This window comes from Isoptericola sp. NPDC057391, assembly GCF_042668085.1.
Lineage (GTDB): Bacteria > Actinomycetota > Actinomycetes > Actinomycetales > Cellulomonadaceae > Isoptericola.
On the sequence record NZ_JBHVBO010000111.1, the window covers coordinates 1 to 14,220 of the forward strand.

Genomic DNA, 14,220 nt, shown 5'->3' on the forward strand with positions numbered 1-14,220 from the left:
GCACGACGCCCGCTGGCGCCGCCGTATATCGGCGCGCACGCGGACGTCGTGACTCACGCTCGAGCGGTGTCGGGCGCCGGAGTCGTCAGAGCTTCTCGCCGACGTGGACGGTCAGCGCGACGAGCGAGTTGGAGTAGCCCCACTCGTTGTCGTACCACGACACGACCTTGACCTGGTTGCCGATCACCTTGGTCAGCTTCGAGTCGAAGATGCTCGTGTGCGGGTTGGTGACGATGTCCGACGACACGATCTCGTCGTCCACGTACTCCAGGGTGCCCTTCAGCGGGCCCTCGGCGGCGGCCTTGACCGCGGCGTTGACCTCCTCGACCGTGACCTCCTTCGGGGCCTCGAAGGTGAGGTCCGTGGCCGAGCCGGTGATGACCGGGACGCGCAGGGCGTAGCCGTCGAGCTTGCCCTTCAGCTCCGGGAGCACCAGGGCGACGGCCTTGGCGGCACCCGTGGTGGTCGGCACGATGTTCTGCGCGGCGGCGCGGGCGCGGCGGAGGTCCTTGTGCGGGCCGTCCTGCAGGTTCTGGTCGCCGGTGTACGCGTGGATCGTCGTCATGAGGCCACGCTCGATGCCGATCGAGTCGTTGAGGGCCTTGGCGAGCGGCGCGAGGCAGTTCGTGGTGCACGACGCGTTCGAGATGATGTGGTGCGCGGCCGGGTCGTACTGGTCGTTGTTCACGCCCATGACGAAGGTCGCGTCCTCGTTCTTCGCCGGGGCGGAGATGATGACCTTCTTGGCGCCGGCGTCGATGTGCGCCTTGGCCTTGGTGGCGTCGGTGAAGAAGCCGGTGGACTCGATGACGATGTCCGCGCGCAGCTCGCCCCACGGGAGGTTCGCGGGGTCGCGCTCGGCGAGCGCACGGATCTTCTGGCCGTCGACGATGATGTTCTCGTCGTCGAAGTCGACCGACTTCGGGAAGCGGCCGAGCACCGTGTCGTACTTGAGCAGGTGGGCCAGAGTCTTGTTGTCGGTCAGGTCGTTGACGCCGACGACCTCGATGTCCGCACCCGACTCCACGAGAGCGCGGTAGAAGTTCCGTCCGATCCGACCGAAGCCGTTGATCCCGACGCGGATGGTCACGATTGCCCTCCTCAGGGCGCGCCGGTGGGATCCCGGCGCACACGGTTGATGCCGACTTCCGCACGCCGCGAGGGGCGTGCTGATGATTCACGTCGTGACCCCGGAACCACCCGACGTTCTTCCACCGGGCGGTCAGCCTCGGGTCACGTCGTCGTCACCTGACGGAATGAGCCTATACCCGAACGGGCGGTGCCGCTGACCCCCGCCGGCACCGTGAGACATGTGGTCTGACCATACGGACGCGGTCGCGCGGGCCGACCCCGGCCCGGCGCCGTCAGAGGTCGAGGAGCTCCGGGCTCAGGCCGGACTCGGTGTCCGGGATCCCGACCTCGAGCGCCCGCTTGTCCGCGGTCGACAGGAGCCGGCGGATCCGGCCCGCGACGGCGTCCTTGGACAGCGGCGGGTCGGCCAGCTGCCCCAGCTCCTCCAGGGAGGCCTGCTTGTGCGCCAGGCGCAGCTCCCCCGCCTGGCGCAGGTGCTCGGGCACCTCGTCGCCCAGGATCTCGAACGCGCGCTGCACCCGGGCGCCGGCTGCCACGGCGGCCCGCGCCGACCGCCGCAGGTTCGCGTCGTCGAAGTTCGCGAGCCGGTTGGCCGTGCCGCGCACCTCGCGCCGCGCGCGACGCTCCTCCCAGATCTCGCGGGTGCGCACCGCTCCCATCCGGCGCAGGACCTCCCCGATCGCCTCGCCGTCGCGCACCACGACGCGGTCCACCCCGCGCACCTCGCGGGACTTCGCCTGCACGCCCAGGCGCCGGGCGGCACCGACCAGCGCGAGCGCCGCCTCGGGCCCGGGGCAGGTGACCTCGAGCGCCATCGACCGGCCGGGCTCGGTGAGCGACCCGTGTGCGAGGAACGCGCCCCGCCACACCGCCTCGGCCTCGGCGACCCCCGCCGACACGACCTCCGGGGCCAGCCCGCGCACCGGCCGCCCCCGGGAGTCCAGCAGGCCCGTCTGGCGGGCGAGCGACTCGCCGTCGCGCACCACGCGCACCACGTACCTGTTGTTCTTGCGCAGCCCACCGGCCTGCACCACGATCAGGTCGCTCGTGTGCCCGTAGAGCTCCGTGATCGCCTGTCGCAGCCGCGCCGCGGCCGCCTCGTCGTCCAGCTCCGCCTCGATCACCACGCGGCCCGAGATGATGTGCAGCCCGCCCGAGAACCGCAGCGTCGCCGAGACCTCCGCCTTGCGGCACGACGTCCGGGTCACCTTGATCCGCGCGAGCTCGTCCTTCACCTCTGCCGTCAGCGCCATGGCGTCATCCTGCCACGCGAGGCAAGCACCCTCGTCGCGGGAGGGGCGCCGGCCGGGAGCGCGGTCACACGTCCCCGTACACGCCCTCGAACACGTCCCGGTAGGCCGCAGCGAGGCGCAGCGGGTCGTGCCGCGCCGTCCCGTCGCCGCGGCGGACCTGGCGCATCAGCAGCCGGGCGCCCACGGCCTGCGCGGCGTCGGCGAGCTCGTCCACGTCCTCGACGGCCGACGGGTCGGCCAGCACCGCGTCGACGCGCAGCCCCGGAGCGTGCCGGGACAGCGCCTCGAGGTGGTCGGTGGCGGTGAGCCCCTGCGTCTCGCCGCGCTCGGCGGCCAGGTTGAGCGTCACGCACACCCGCGCGTCGGTCTCGAGGAGCGCCGTCGCGAGCTCCGGCACCAGCAGGTGCACCAGCACCGACGAGTACCAGGAGCCGGGGCCGAGCACCACCCAGTCCGCGGCGCGCACCGCCTCCACCGCCTCGGGGCACGCGGGCGGGTCCGCCGGCACCAGCCGCAGCTGCTCGATCCGGCCCTCGGTCACGGCGACGCGGCTCTGCCCGACGACGGTGTCCAGCGCGGCGCCGTCGCCGCCGCGCACGTCCGCCTCGACCACCAGGGGCACCGACGCCATCGGCAGCACGCGCCCTCGCGCCCCGAGCAGCCTGCCCACCCAGTCCAGCCCCGTCACGGTGTCGCCGAGCAGCTCCCACAGCGCGACGATCATGAGGTTGCCCATGGCGTGCTTGTCCAGGCTGCCGCCCGAGACGAACCGGTGCTGCAGCAGGTCGCTCCACGTGCGGCCCCACTCGGAGTCGTCGCACAGCGCCGCGAGCGCCATGCGCAGGTCCCCGGGCGGCAGCACGTCGAGCTCGTCGCGCAGCCGGCCCGACGACCCGCCGTCGTCGGCGACGGTCACGACCGCGGTCAGCCGGTCGGACATCAGGCGCAGCGCGGACAGGCTCGCGAACAGGCCGTGCCCTCCCCCGAGCGCCGTCACCGCCGGCGCCCCGGGGATCCCGACCGGCGCCGTCACTCCTTCCCCAGGTCGCGCGCCGTGAGGGAGACCCGCTGGCCCGCGTCCCGCAGCCGCTGGGCGATCTCGCCCGCGATCGCGACGGAGCGGTGCTTCCCCCCGGTGCACCCGACGGCGATCGTCACGTATCGCTTCTCCTCGGCCAGGTACCCGGCGAGGACGGGCTCGAGCGCCGCCACGTAGCGGTCCACGAACTCCTGCGCGCCCGGCCGGGCGAGCACGTACTCCCGCACCGGGGCGTCCCGTCCCGTGAGGTGGCGCAGCTCGGTGATCCAGTAGGGGTTCGCCAGGAAGCGGACGTCCACGACGTGGTCGGCGTCCAGCGGGATGCCGTACTTGAAGCCGAAGGCGAGCACGTTCACCCGCAGCGCGTCGGGGGCGCCGTCCGCGACGGCGGCCCGCACCTCGCGCGCGAGGTCGTGCACCGACAGCTCCGACGTGTCGATGACGACGTCGGCGCGCTCGGCGATCGACGCGAGCGCGCGGCGCTCCTCGCCGATGCCGTCGAGGATCCGGCCCTCCCCCTGCAGAGGGTGGGGCCGGCGGACGCTCTCGTAGCGCCGCACCAGGGTGTCGTCGCGCGCGTCGAGGAACAGGATCCGGTAGTTCACCCCGGCGTCGCGCAGGTGCTGCAGCACCCGGGCGAGCTCGGCGAAGTACTCCCGCCCGCGCACGTCGACCACGACGGCGAGCCGCTCCACGGACGATCCCGCCCGGGTCATGAGGTCGACGAGCGGCACGATCATCATCGGCGGCAGGTTGTCGACCACGAACCAGTCGAGGTCCTCGAGGACGCCCGCGGCGCGCGAGCGGCCGGCGCCCGACATGCCGGTGATGATCAGCACCTCCGGCTCGGACTGCTCCGGGGCGGGGGTGGTGGCCTCGATCTCGGGGATGCCCTGCGGGACGGTGATGGGATCCGGCTCGCTCATGCGCCCAGCATGCCAGGGCCCGCACCGTCGTGGCTGGTCGGCGCGCTGCCCGCGTCGGCCGGGACCGCGTCGGACGGGCCTTCGGAGCGGTCCGTCTCGGGGGCACCGGCGTCACCGCCGAGCGCCGCGACGACGGCCTCGGCCGTGCGGCGCCCCATCCCCCGCACCTGGGCGATCTCGTCCACGCCGGCCGCGCGCAGCCGCTTGACCGACCCGAACGTGCTCAGGAGCGCCTTGCGGCGCGTCGGACCGAGGCCGGGGACGTCGTCCAGGACCGACGAGGTCATGCCCTTGCTCCGGCGCCGCCGGTGCTGCGTGATGGCGAACCGGTGGGCCTCGTCGCGCACCCGCTGCAGCAGGTACAGGCCCTCCGAGGAGCGCTGCAGGATCACCGGGTAGTCCTCGCCGGGGACCCACACCTCCTCCAGCCGCTTCGCGAGCCCGCACAGCGCGACGTCGGTGACGCCCAGCTCGTCGAGCGCGCGCTGCGCCGCCGCCACCTGGGGCGGGCCGCCGTCGACCACGACGAGGTTCGGCGGGTAGGCGAACCGCTTGCGCTCCCCCGGCTCCTCGGCGGGGACCTCGCCCGAGCGCGGGCGGCCGGGACCGCGCGCGGGCCCGGCGTCGCCGCTGTCGTCGCTGTCGTCGAGCTCCACCTCGCCCGACGCCAGCCGGTCGGCCAGGTACCGGCGGAACCGCCGCGTGATCACCTCGTGCATGGCCGCGGTGTCGTCGCGCGCCCCGTCCCCCTCGGGCCCGCGGACCGAGAAGGTGCGGTACTCGCTCTTGCGCGCCAGCCCGTCCTCGAACACGACCATCGACGCGGACTGGTAGGTGCCCTGCGTGTGGGAGATGTCGTAGCACTCGATGCGCAGCGGGGCCGACTCGAGGCCCAGCGCCTCCTGGATCTCGCGGAGCGCCTGGCTCCGCGTGGTGAGATCGCCCGCCCGGCGCGTGCGGTGGAGGGCGAGGGCGTGCTCGGCGTTCTTCAGGACGGTGGCGGCCAGCTCGCGCTTGTCGCCGCGCTGCGGCACCCGCAGCTCCACCCGGGCCCCACGCAGCCCGGTCAGCCACGCCGCCATCTGCCCGGGGTCCGGTGGCAGCACCGGGACCAGCACCTCGCGCGGGACGGCGTCGCGCGTCTCGCGCCGGGACGCGGCGCGGCCCTCGGCGTCGAGGTCGGCCTCCGCCGCGGCCGCGCGCGCGTCCTCGACGGCGCCGTACACCTGCTGGAGCAGGTGCTCGACGAGTTCCGCGTCGGTGACGTCCTCGACCTTCTCCACGACCCAGCCGCGCTGGCCGCGGATGCGGCCGCCCCGCACGTGGAACACCTGGACGGCGGCCTCGAGCTCGTCGCCCGCGAGCGCAAAGATGTCGGCGTCGGTCGCGTCGGGGAGCACGACGGCGTTCTTCTCCGTGGCGCGGCGCAGCGCCTGGATGTCGTCGCGCAGGCGGGCGGCCTGCTCGTACTCCATGGACGCGGCGGCCTCGTTCATCCGCGCCGTGAGGCGCCGCTCGAACCGCTGCGTGTCGCCCGCCATGAAGTCGCAGAAGTCCTGCGCCAGCTGCTTGTGCTCGTCGACCCCGATACGGCCCACGCACGGCGCGGAGCACTTGTCGATGTAGCCCAGCAGGCACGGGCGCCCGGTCTGGTGCGCGCGCCGGTACACGCCGGCCGAGCAGGTGCGGATCGGGAAGACCCGCAGCAGGAGGTCGAGGGTCTCGCGGATCGCCCAGGCGTGGCCGTACGGCCCGAAGTACCGGGTACCCGGGCGCTTGGCCCCGCGCATCACCTGGGCGCGCGGGACCTCCTCCGCCATCGTCACCGCGAGGTACGGGTACGACTTGTCGTCGCGGTACTTCACGTTGAACCGCGGGTCGTACTCCTTGATCCACGAGTACTCGAGCGCCAGGGCCTCGACCTCGGTGCCCACCACCGTCCACTCGACCGAGGCCGCCGTGGTGACCATGCTCTGCGTGCGGTGGTGCAGGTGCGCGACGTCCTGGAAGTAGTTCGACAGCCGCGCCCGCAGGTTCTTCGCCTTGCCCACGTAGATCACGCGGCCGTGCGCGTCGCGGAACCGGTAGACGCCGGGCGACGTGGGGATCTCCCCCGGCTTCGGGCGGTAGGTCGCTGGGTCGGCCATGCCGTCAGCCTAGGTCAGGCCACCGACGCCGCCGGCGCCGCGGCGGGCCGGCCGAGGGCACCGCGGCGCTACTTCATCGTGCCCGCCGTGACCGACCCCTGGAGCTGGCGCTGGAAGATCAGGTAGGCGATGAGCACCGGCACGATCGTCACCACCACGGCCGCGAACATCGCACCGAAGTCCACCGCGTACCCCGCCGACGACACGAACGCCGCCAGCCGTTGGGACAGCACGTAGTTCTGCTGGTCCGGGTTCAGCGCGATCGGCAGGATGAACTGGTTCCACAGGCCCAGGAAGTTGAAGATCGCCACCGACGCCATGCCCGGCCGCGCCATCGGCATCATCACCTGGAAGAACGTCCGCCAGTGACCCGCGCCGTCGATCGCCGCCGCCTCGGCGATGTCGTCCGGCAGCCCGCGGAAGAACGCGTAGAGGAAGAACACCGTGAAGGGCAGCGCGAACGCCACGTACACGACGATGAGCCCCGGCAGCGTGCCGAGCAGGCCGGCGTTCTGGAGCACGAAGAACAGGGGCACGATCGCCAGGAAGACCGGGAAGGTGAGCCCGGCGAGCATGAGGTAGTAGATCGCCCGCCGCCCCGGGAACTCGAAGCGGGCGAGCACGTACGCGCACATCGCCCCGAGGAGCATGACGAGCACGAGCGCCGTCCCCACGACGATGATCGTGTTCACGAACGCCCGGCCGATCTCGGCGTCGACCCATGCGTTCTGGTAGTTCGTGAACGACCACTCGGACGGCAGCGAGAACGGCGAGGCGAAGATCTCCGCGCTCGTCTTGAACGACCCGATGAACACCCAGATCATCGGAGCGATGACGAGCACGCACCAGATCACCAGGACGGTGTGCGACACGCCCGCGGCGACGCGGTCGCCGCGCCCCACCCGTGCGGTGCGGGTGCTCGACGCCACGCGCGCCGTCCGCGGCGCCACCTCGGCATGGGCGGTCATCCCCGGCCCCTCTCGCTCCGGCCGCCGGCGAGGCGGTTCACGGTGAACACCAGCGCGGCGAACACCAGGGTCACGATCGCCATCGCCACGCCCATGGCGCTGGCGTAGCCGAACTTCCCCTCGGTGAACGCCGTGCGGAACAGCTGCTGGGACATGACGAGCGTCGAGTTGTCCGGGCCGCCCTGCGGGTTGAGCGCCTGCACGTAGACGAACAGGTCGAGGGCGATGATCCCGAGGTAGATGTAGGCGGTCTGCACGTTGTCCCGGATGAGCGGCAGCGTGATGGACCACGACGTGCGCCACCGGCCGGCCCCGTCGATCCGCGACGCCTCGTAGATCTCGGAGGGCACGCCCTTGATCGCCGCGATGAACAGCAGCATGTAGAAGCCGACGAACCCCCACACGACGACGAACATCGTCACCGGCATCGCGGTGCCGACGTTCCCCAGCCAGGCGAACGACTCGAAGCGGTCCAGCCCGAGCCCGGTGAGGATGCCGTTGACGAGCCCGTTGCTCGGGTCGAGGATCAGGCGCCACATGATGCCGACGGCGATGGCGGGGATCACGTAGGGAAAGAGGGACACCACGCGGTAGAAGCCCGCGGCGCGGACGCCGCGCACCTGCCCCTTGCCCGACCCGCCCACCGTGATGAGGATCGCGAACGTCAGGGCGATGGCGATGGTGACGAGCGGGATGAACAGGCCGAACATCACGCTGTTGCCGACGGCGTTGACGAAGCGGGGGTCCTGCAGCAGCGTCGTGAAGTTGGCCAGCCCCACGACGTCGAACTCGGTCGTGAAGCCCGACCAGTTGGTGAGCGCGTAGAACGCCGCCTGGACGAACGGCCAGATCACGAAGACGAGGAACAGCGCGAGCGGCAGCCCGAGGCAGACGACGAAGAAGCTCACGCTGTCGAACGACCACCCACCGGCCCGCCGCCGGCGGGGCCCGTTGCCGGGCCCCGCGGCAGCCCCCTCGCCGTCGGGCAGGATCCGCCCCGCGCCGGGGATCGCGGTCATGACACCTCGATCTTGTCGATCGTGTCGTCGTTCGCGATGCGGTCCGTGATCGCCTGCAGCTCCTTGGTGAGGTCCGCCACCGACTTCTTGCCGTCGAGGAAGGAGTTCCAGATCGGGAGCTGCTCCTGGTTCATGCCGTACGTATTGACGAAGCTGAACGTGAAGATGTCGGTCCCGGCGGCGCTCAGCATCTCGGTCTGCGACACCAGCGCCGTGGAGCCGAAGCCGTCGGCGGGGACGATGTCCTTCACGATCGTCGGGGCCAGCTTCGTCTTGGAGAAGTTGGTGGCCGCCTCCTTCGAGAGCATGACCCGCAGGAGCTCCTTGCCGCCCGCGACGCTCTTGGCCTGCGAGGGCACGATGAACGGCTCGCCGGCGGTCGAGTGCAGCGCGGTGGCCGGCATGGCCGGGCTCGCGGTGACCGAGAAGCTCGGGACGCCCTTCATCTGGAAGTCCGCCGCCGTCTGGTCCTTCATCTCGTTCTCGATCCAGGACCCCGACGGGTAGAGCAGCGCCTCCTGCTTGTTGCTCCACTGCGCCTGGGCCGCCGTGAACTGCGTGCCCGACCCGCCGGGCTTGAAGTACCCGGCGTCGATGATCTCCTTCATGATCGTGAAGGTGGCCTGGAGGGCGTCGTGCGACCAGCACTCGGGCTCGAGGTTCTCGAGCGCCAGCCGGACCTCGTCGCCGCCCTCCTTGATGGCCGACTCGATCGCGAGGGTCTGGTAGTAGGTCGCGGCCTCGGTGCCCCACAGGAAGAGGTACTTGCCCGCCTTCTGCGCCTCCGCGCCGAGCGCCTTGGCCTCCTCCCAGGTCGCGGGCGGGGTCCAGCCGTTCTGCTCGAACAGGCTGCCCGAGTACCAGACGCCGTAGACGGTGAGCACGTAGTTGAGGGCCGCGAACTTGTCCCCGTAGGTCCCGGGGGCGAGGACGCCCTCGTACAGGGTGTCGCGGATGGTCGTGCCCTCGACGTTGGGTGCGTCGATGATGTCCGTGAGGTCCTCGAGCTGGTCGAGGATCGTGTTGAACCCGATCGACTGGGCGCCGGAGTTGTCCACGAGGTCCGGCGGGTTGCCCCCGACGAACCGCGGCTGCAGCTCCGTGGCGATCTGCGTGGAGGGCGAGACCTTCACGGACGAGCCCTCGTGCAGGGCGGCGAGGACCGTCCCGGCGAACTCGACGTAGTCGACGCCGTAGCCGCCGTCGAAGATCACCGCGTCGACCGTGGTGTTCTCGGCCATGCCGAACGGGTTCTTCGCGTCCTTCTCGCCGCCGGGCGCGGCGCTGGCGGTCTCCTCGCCCCCTCCTCCGCCCGTGGCGCACGCCGCGAGCGGGAGGCCGAACGGGACGGCGGCGGCCGTGTACATCACGGCACGGAGCACCGACCGACGGGAGGGCGGGGGGTTGATGTTGGTCTGGTCAGTGGTGAAGTTGCTGGTCATCGTCGTTGATGCCCTTCGTGTCAGGGTGCGCCGCTGGACGCCCCGTCAACCGTGCTGCTCTGCCCGCTCGGGCCCTGCGCCGACCTCCTCGTCTCGCGCCGCGGTGAGCCGTTGCGGCGGGTTCCGCACCGCTCACGGAAATATCTCCCATCCACCACGGGGATGGAGTGGAAAATATTCACGCGCGGTCGCCACGTCAACAGCCGACACGACAGTGTGACCGGACTGGTATAGATCACCCGCTCGGGTGCGGGTGCCCCCTTACGAGGCCGGTGCCGCGAGCCGCACCGGCGCGGGCTCCACGAGGACCGCGAAGTTGACCGACCGGGCGATGAAGCACAGGGCGTGCGCGCGGTGGTGGAGCTGCGCCACCGCCTCGTCCGTCGCCTGCGGGCCCGCGTCGACGGTCACCCGGGGCCGGAGGGTGACGTCCGTGAACTGCCCCTCGCCCCGGGACTCCACCCGCATCGTGCCCGTCGTCTCGTCCACGTACTCGCGGACCACGAGGCCGTGCTCGGCGGCCAGGTGCAGGAACCAGAGCATGTGGCACTGCGCGAGGCTCGCGACGAACAGCTCCTCCGGGTTGTGCCGCGCCGGGTCGCCACGGAACGCCGGGTCGGCGCTACCGGGCAGCGGCGGCTTGCCCGCGACGAGGACCGTGTGGTCCCGGGAGTACGACGTGTAGGACGTCGTCCCCGGCCCGCCGCCGGGGTCGGAGGGACCGACCTCGGCGGCATCGGGCCAGGCGACGGTCACGGCGTAGTTGTGGTGCGCTCCCATGGCCACACGCTAGGACGTCAGGCGGCGCTGCGCTTACCGGGACGCTTCGACGCGGTCTTGCCCTTCGCCGCCGTCTTCGCAGCGCCCTTCGCCGAACCCTTCGCAGCGCCCTTCGCGGAGCTGTTCGCCGACCCCTTCGCCGAGCTCCGGGCGCGCGGAGCCGACGACGCCGACGTCGCGGCGGCGGACCGCGCCCGGGCGGCGGGAGCGGCGGTCGGGACGGCCGGGTGCTCCTGCAGGATGGGGGCGAGGAACTGACCGGTGTGGCTGGCGTCCACCCGTGCGACGTCCTCCGGCGTGCCCTCCGCCACGACCGTCCCGCCGCCGGAGCCACCCTCCGGCCCCATGTCGACGATCCAGTCCGCACTCTTGATGACGTCGAGGTTGTGCTCGATCACCAGGACGGTGTTGCCCTTGTCGACGAGCGACTGCAGCACGCCGAGCAGCTTGCGGATGTCCTCGAAGTGCAGGCCGGTGGTCGGCTCGTCCAGGACGTAGATGGTGCGGCCCGTCGAGCGCTTCTGCAGCTCGCTCGCGAGCTTGACCCGCTGCGCCTCACCTCCGGAGAGCGTCGGCGCCGGCTGCCCGAGGCGGACGTACCCGAGGCCCACCTCGACCAGGGTGGCGAGGTAGCGCGAGATCGCGGGGAACGCGGCGAAGAACTCCGCGGCCTCCTCGATCGGCATGTCGAGGACGTCGGCGACCGTCTTGCCCTTGAAGTGCACCTCGAGCGTCTCGCGGTTGTACCGCGCGCCGTGGCACACCTCGCACGGCACGTAGACGTCGGGCAGGAAGTTCATCTCGATCTTCAGCGTGCCGTCGCCCGCGCACGCCTCGCAGCGACCGCCCTTGACGTTGAAGGAGAACCGGCCCGGCCCGTAGCCGCGGACCTTCGCCTCCTCCGTCTCCGCGAAGATCTTGCGGATCCGGTCCCACACGCCGGTGTAGGTGGCCGGGTTGGAGCGCGGCGTGCGGCCGATCGGTCCCTGGTCGACGTGCACCACCTTGTCGAGCTGGTCGACGCCCGTGACCCGGGTGTGCCGGCCCGCCACCTGGCGCGCGCCGTTGAGCTCGTTCGCGAGCACCGTGTGCAGGATCGAGTTGACGAGCGTCGACTTGCCCGACCCCGAGACGCCGGTGACGGCCGTGAGCACCCCGAGCGGGAACGACACGTCGATCCCCCGCAGGTTGTTCTCCCGGGCGCCGACGACCGTGACCTGCCGGCCCGGGTCGGTCGCGCGGCGCTCCGCCGGGAGCGCGATGCTGCGCCGGCCCGCGAGGTAGGCGCCCGTCATCGATCCCTCGGCCTCCAGGAGGCCCTGGTAGTCGCCCGAGTGCACCACGCGACCGCCGTGCTCGCCCGCCCCCGGACCGACGTCGACGATCCAGTCGGCGGCGCGGATCGTGTCCTCGTCGTGCTCGACGACGATCAGCGTGTTGCCGAGGTCCCGCAGGCGGGTCAGCGTCTCGATGAGCCGGCGGTTGTCGCGCTGGTGCAGGCCGATGGACGGCTCGTCCAGCACGTACAGCACGCCGACGAGGCCGGAGCCGATCTGCGTCGCGAGCCGGATGCGCTGGGCCTCGCCGCCCGACAGGGTGCCCGCCGGGCGCTCGAGCGACAGGTAGTGCAGGCCGACGTCGACGAGGAAGCCGAGCCTGGCGTGGATCTCCTTGAGCACCTCGGCCGCGATCGCGCGCTCGCGCTCGCCCAGCTCGAGCCCGTCGAGGAAGTGCTTGGCCTGGTCGATCGGCAGCCGGCACACGTCCCAGATCGACTTGCCGCCCACCGTGACGGCGAGGACCTCGGGCTTGAGCCGCGCCCCCGAGCACACCGGGCACGGGACCTCACGCATGTAGGCCTCGTACTTCTCCTTCGACCAGTCCGACTCGGTCTCCCGGTGCCGCCGCTCCAGGAAGGTCACCGCTCCCTCGAAGCCCGTGGAGTACTGCCGTTCCCGGCCCCACCGGTTCTTGTACCGCACGTGCACCTGGTGGTTGCGGCCGAACAGGATCGCGTCGCGGGCGCGCTGCGGCAGGGCACGCCACGGCACGTCCATGGAGAAGCTCATCTCCTCGGCCAGCGCGGTCAGCACCCGCTCGAAGTACTCGGACGACGTCTGCGCCCACGGCACCACGGCGCCGTCGCGCAGCGTCTTCTCCTCGTCCGGCACGACGAGATCGGGGTCGACCTCGAGGCGGAAGCCGATGCCGGTGCACTCCGGGCACGCCCCGTACGGCGCGTTGAAGGAGAAGGTGCGCGGCTCGATCTCGTCGAGCGCGAGCGGGTGGTCGTTGGGGCACGCCCGCTTCTCCGAGAACTTGCGCACCCGGTCGAGGTCGTCGAGGTCGGCATCGACGAGCTCGACCATGACGAGGCCGCCCGCGAGTCGCAGGGCGGTCTCCACCGAGTCGGTGAGGCGGCGCTGGACGCCGTCGCGCGAGACGAGCCGGTCGACGACGACCTCGATGTCGTGCTTGAGCTTCTTCTCGAGCGTGGGCGGGCTCGTCAGCTGCACCACCTCGCCGTCGACCCGCGCGCGGGCGAAGCCCTGCGTCTGCAGCTCGGCGAACAGGTCGGCGTACTCGCCCTTGCGCCCCCGCACCACGGGGGCGAGGACCTGGTAGCGCGTGCCCTCCGGCAGCTCGAGGAGCTTGTCGACGATCTGCTGCGGCGTCTGCGAGCGCACCGGCTCCCCGCACACGGGGCAGTGCTGCGTCCCCGCGCGGGCGAAGAGCAGGCGCAGGTAGTCGTAGACCTCGGTGATGGTGCCGACCGTCGACCGCGGGTTGCGGTTGGTCGACTTCTGGTCGATCGACACCGCGGGCGACAGGCCCTCGATGAAGTCGACGTCGGGCTTGTCCATCTGGCCGAGGAACTGGCGCGCGTACGCGGAGAGCGACTCCACGTAGCGTCGCTGCCCCTCGGCGAAGATCGTGTCGAACGCCAGGGAGGACTTTCCCGAGCCGGACAGGCCGGTGAAGACGATCAGCTCGTCGCGCGGGAGGTCGAGCTCGATGTTGCGCAGATTGTGCTCGCGGGCGCCGGAGATGACGAGGCGGTTGCTCACCCCGGCATCCTACGTCGGGGCGCCGACATTCGTACAGGCGTTCTATGCCCTTTCGAGGCGATTCCGAGTGCCTGACCGGTCACACCCGAGCCGCTGGACGCCCACCGCCCTCCACCGCCCGGGGTGCTTGGATACGGCCATGTCCGTCTACGCCGTCACGTACGTCTACGTCACCGACCCCGACCGCCTCGCGGAGGTCCGGCCCGAGCACCGCGAGTTCCTCCGCGGCCTGCACGAGAGCGGCGCGCTGCGCGTGTCCGGCCCGTTGCCCGCCACGCCCGACGGCGAGCCCGGCGGCGCGCTCCTGGTCGTCGAGGCGGACGACGCGACCGGGGCGCTCGAGCTCCTCGCGGCCGACCCCATGCGTCGCGAGGGCCTGGTCGCGCACCGCGCCGCGCGCGAGTTCGTCCCCGTGATCGGCAGCTTCGCCGCCTGACGTCCGCTGAGTCCTGACGACGCGGGCGGGCCCCGGACGGTGCGCCGTCC

General features: G+C 71.8%; 11 protein-coding genes. 1 reads left to right on the forward strand and 10 read right to left on the reverse strand.

The genetic code is table 11. The features are described from left to right. Window positions 1-85 precede the first annotated feature (85 nt). The 10 genes from gap to uvrA form a co-directional block, all read right to left on the reverse strand. Complete coding sequence (gene gap / locus ACFUVW_RS13950; RefSeq protein WP_430571928.1) at window positions 86-1,090, reverse strand: type I glyceraldehyde-3-phosphate dehydrogenase; 1,005 nt, start codon at window positions 1,088-1,090, stop codon at window positions 86-88. 274 nt (window positions 1,091-1,364) lie between these two features. Next, window positions 1,365-2,345 (reverse strand): DNA-binding protein WhiA, encoded by a 981-nt coding sequence (whiA, locus tag ACFUVW_RS13955; RefSeq protein WP_430571929.1) that lies wholly within the window; start codon window positions 2,343-2,345, stop codon window positions 1,365-1,367. A gap of 64 nt (window positions 2,346-2,409) precedes the next feature. Continuing rightward, window positions 2,410-3,378 carry a uridine diphosphate-N-acetylglucosamine-binding protein YvcK gene (gene yvcK / locus ACFUVW_RS13960; protein ID WP_430571930.1) on the reverse strand — a complete coding sequence of 323 codons (969 nt, stop codon included), beginning with the start codon at window positions 3,376-3,378 and terminating at the stop codon, window positions 2,410-2,412. Then, the gene (gene rapZ, locus ACFUVW_RS13965; RefSeq protein WP_430571931.1) at window positions 3,375-4,310 is read right to left on the reverse strand and encodes an RNase adapter RapZ; all 936 of its coding nucleotides are present in this window, start codon (window positions 4,308-4,310) and stop codon (window positions 3,375-3,377) included. The genes yvcK and rapZ overlap by 4 nt, the downstream gene beginning before the upstream one ends. Then, window positions 4,307-6,457, reverse strand: a complete 2,151-nt coding sequence (gene uvrC / locus ACFUVW_RS13970; RefSeq protein ID WP_430571932.1) for an excinuclease ABC subunit UvrC — start codon at window positions 6,455-6,457, stop codon at window positions 4,307-4,309. Before uvrC ends, rapZ begins: the two co-directional genes overlap by 4 nt. A 68-nt stretch (window positions 6,458-6,525) precedes the next feature. Continuing rightward, on the reverse strand, window positions 6,526-7,425 hold the full coding sequence (locus ACFUVW_RS13975) for a carbohydrate ABC transporter permease (RefSeq protein ID WP_430571933.1): 900 nt from the start codon (window positions 7,423-7,425) through the stop codon (window positions 6,526-6,528). Beyond that, window positions 7,422-8,444 carry a carbohydrate ABC transporter permease gene (locus tag ACFUVW_RS13980; RefSeq protein WP_430571934.1) on the reverse strand — a complete coding sequence of 341 codons (1,023 nt, stop codon included), beginning with the start codon at window positions 8,442-8,444 and terminating at the stop codon, window positions 7,422-7,424. Before ACFUVW_RS13980 ends, ACFUVW_RS13975 begins: the two co-directional genes overlap by 4 nt. Next, entirely contained in the window at window positions 8,441-9,886 is a 1,446-nt protein-coding gene (gene ngcE / locus ACFUVW_RS13985) for an N-acetylglucosamine/diacetylchitobiose ABC transporter substrate-binding protein (RefSeq protein ID WP_430571935.1), read from the reverse strand. The genes ACFUVW_RS13980 and ngcE overlap by 4 nt, the downstream gene beginning before the upstream one ends. A 261-nt stretch (window positions 9,887-10,147) precedes the next feature. Continuing rightward, window positions 10,148-10,666, reverse strand: coding sequence for an OsmC family protein (locus ACFUVW_RS13990; RefSeq protein ID WP_430571936.1), 519 nt, complete (start codon window positions 10,664-10,666; stop codon window positions 10,148-10,150). Window positions 10,667-10,683: 17 nt separating this feature from the next. Then, the gene (uvrA, locus tag ACFUVW_RS13995; protein ID WP_430571937.1) at window positions 10,684-13,734 is read right to left on the reverse strand and encodes an excinuclease ABC subunit UvrA; all 3,051 of its coding nucleotides are present in this window, start codon (window positions 13,732-13,734) and stop codon (window positions 10,684-10,686) included. A gap of 139 nt (window positions 13,735-13,873) precedes the next feature. Here uvrA and ACFUVW_RS14000 point away from each other — a divergent pair, with 139 nt between their 5' ends. Continuing rightward, entirely contained in the window at window positions 13,874-14,170 is a 297-nt protein-coding gene (locus tag ACFUVW_RS14000) for a YciI family protein (RefSeq protein ID WP_430571938.1), read from the forward strand. The last annotated feature ends 50 nt before the right edge of the window (window positions 14,171-14,220 follow it).

Bases quoted from the DNA above. Each gene is read 5' to 3' on its own strand.
- rapZ (WP_430571931.1), bottom strand. From the start codon at position 4,310: ATGAGCGAGCCGGATCCCATCACCGTCCCGCAGGGCATCCCCGAGATC.
- ACFUVW_RS13980 (WP_430571934.1), bottom strand. From the start codon at position 8,444: ATGACCGCGATCCCCGGCGCGGGGCGGATCCTGCCCGACGGCGAGGGG.
- ACFUVW_RS13975 (WP_430571933.1), bottom strand. From the start codon at position 7,425: ATGACCGCCCATGCCGAGGTGGCGCCGCGGACGGCGCGCGTGGCGTCG.
- ACFUVW_RS14000 (WP_430571938.1), top strand. From the start codon at position 13,874: ATGTCCGTCTACGCCGTCACGTACGTCTACGTCACCGACCCCGACCGC.
- ACFUVW_RS13990 (WP_430571936.1), bottom strand. From the start codon at position 10,666: ATGGGAGCGCACCACAACTACGCCGTGACCGTCGCCTGGCCCGATGCC.
- ngcE (WP_430571935.1), bottom strand. From the start codon at position 9,886: ATGACCAGCAACTTCACCACTGACCAGACCAACATCAACCCCCCGCCC.
- whiA (WP_430571929.1), bottom strand. From the start codon at position 2,345: ATGGCGCTGACGGCAGAGGTGAAGGACGAGCTCGCGCGGATCAAGGTG.
- uvrC (WP_430571932.1), bottom strand. From the start codon at position 6,457: ATGGCCGACCCAGCGACCTACCGCCCGAAGCCGGGGGAGATCCCCACG.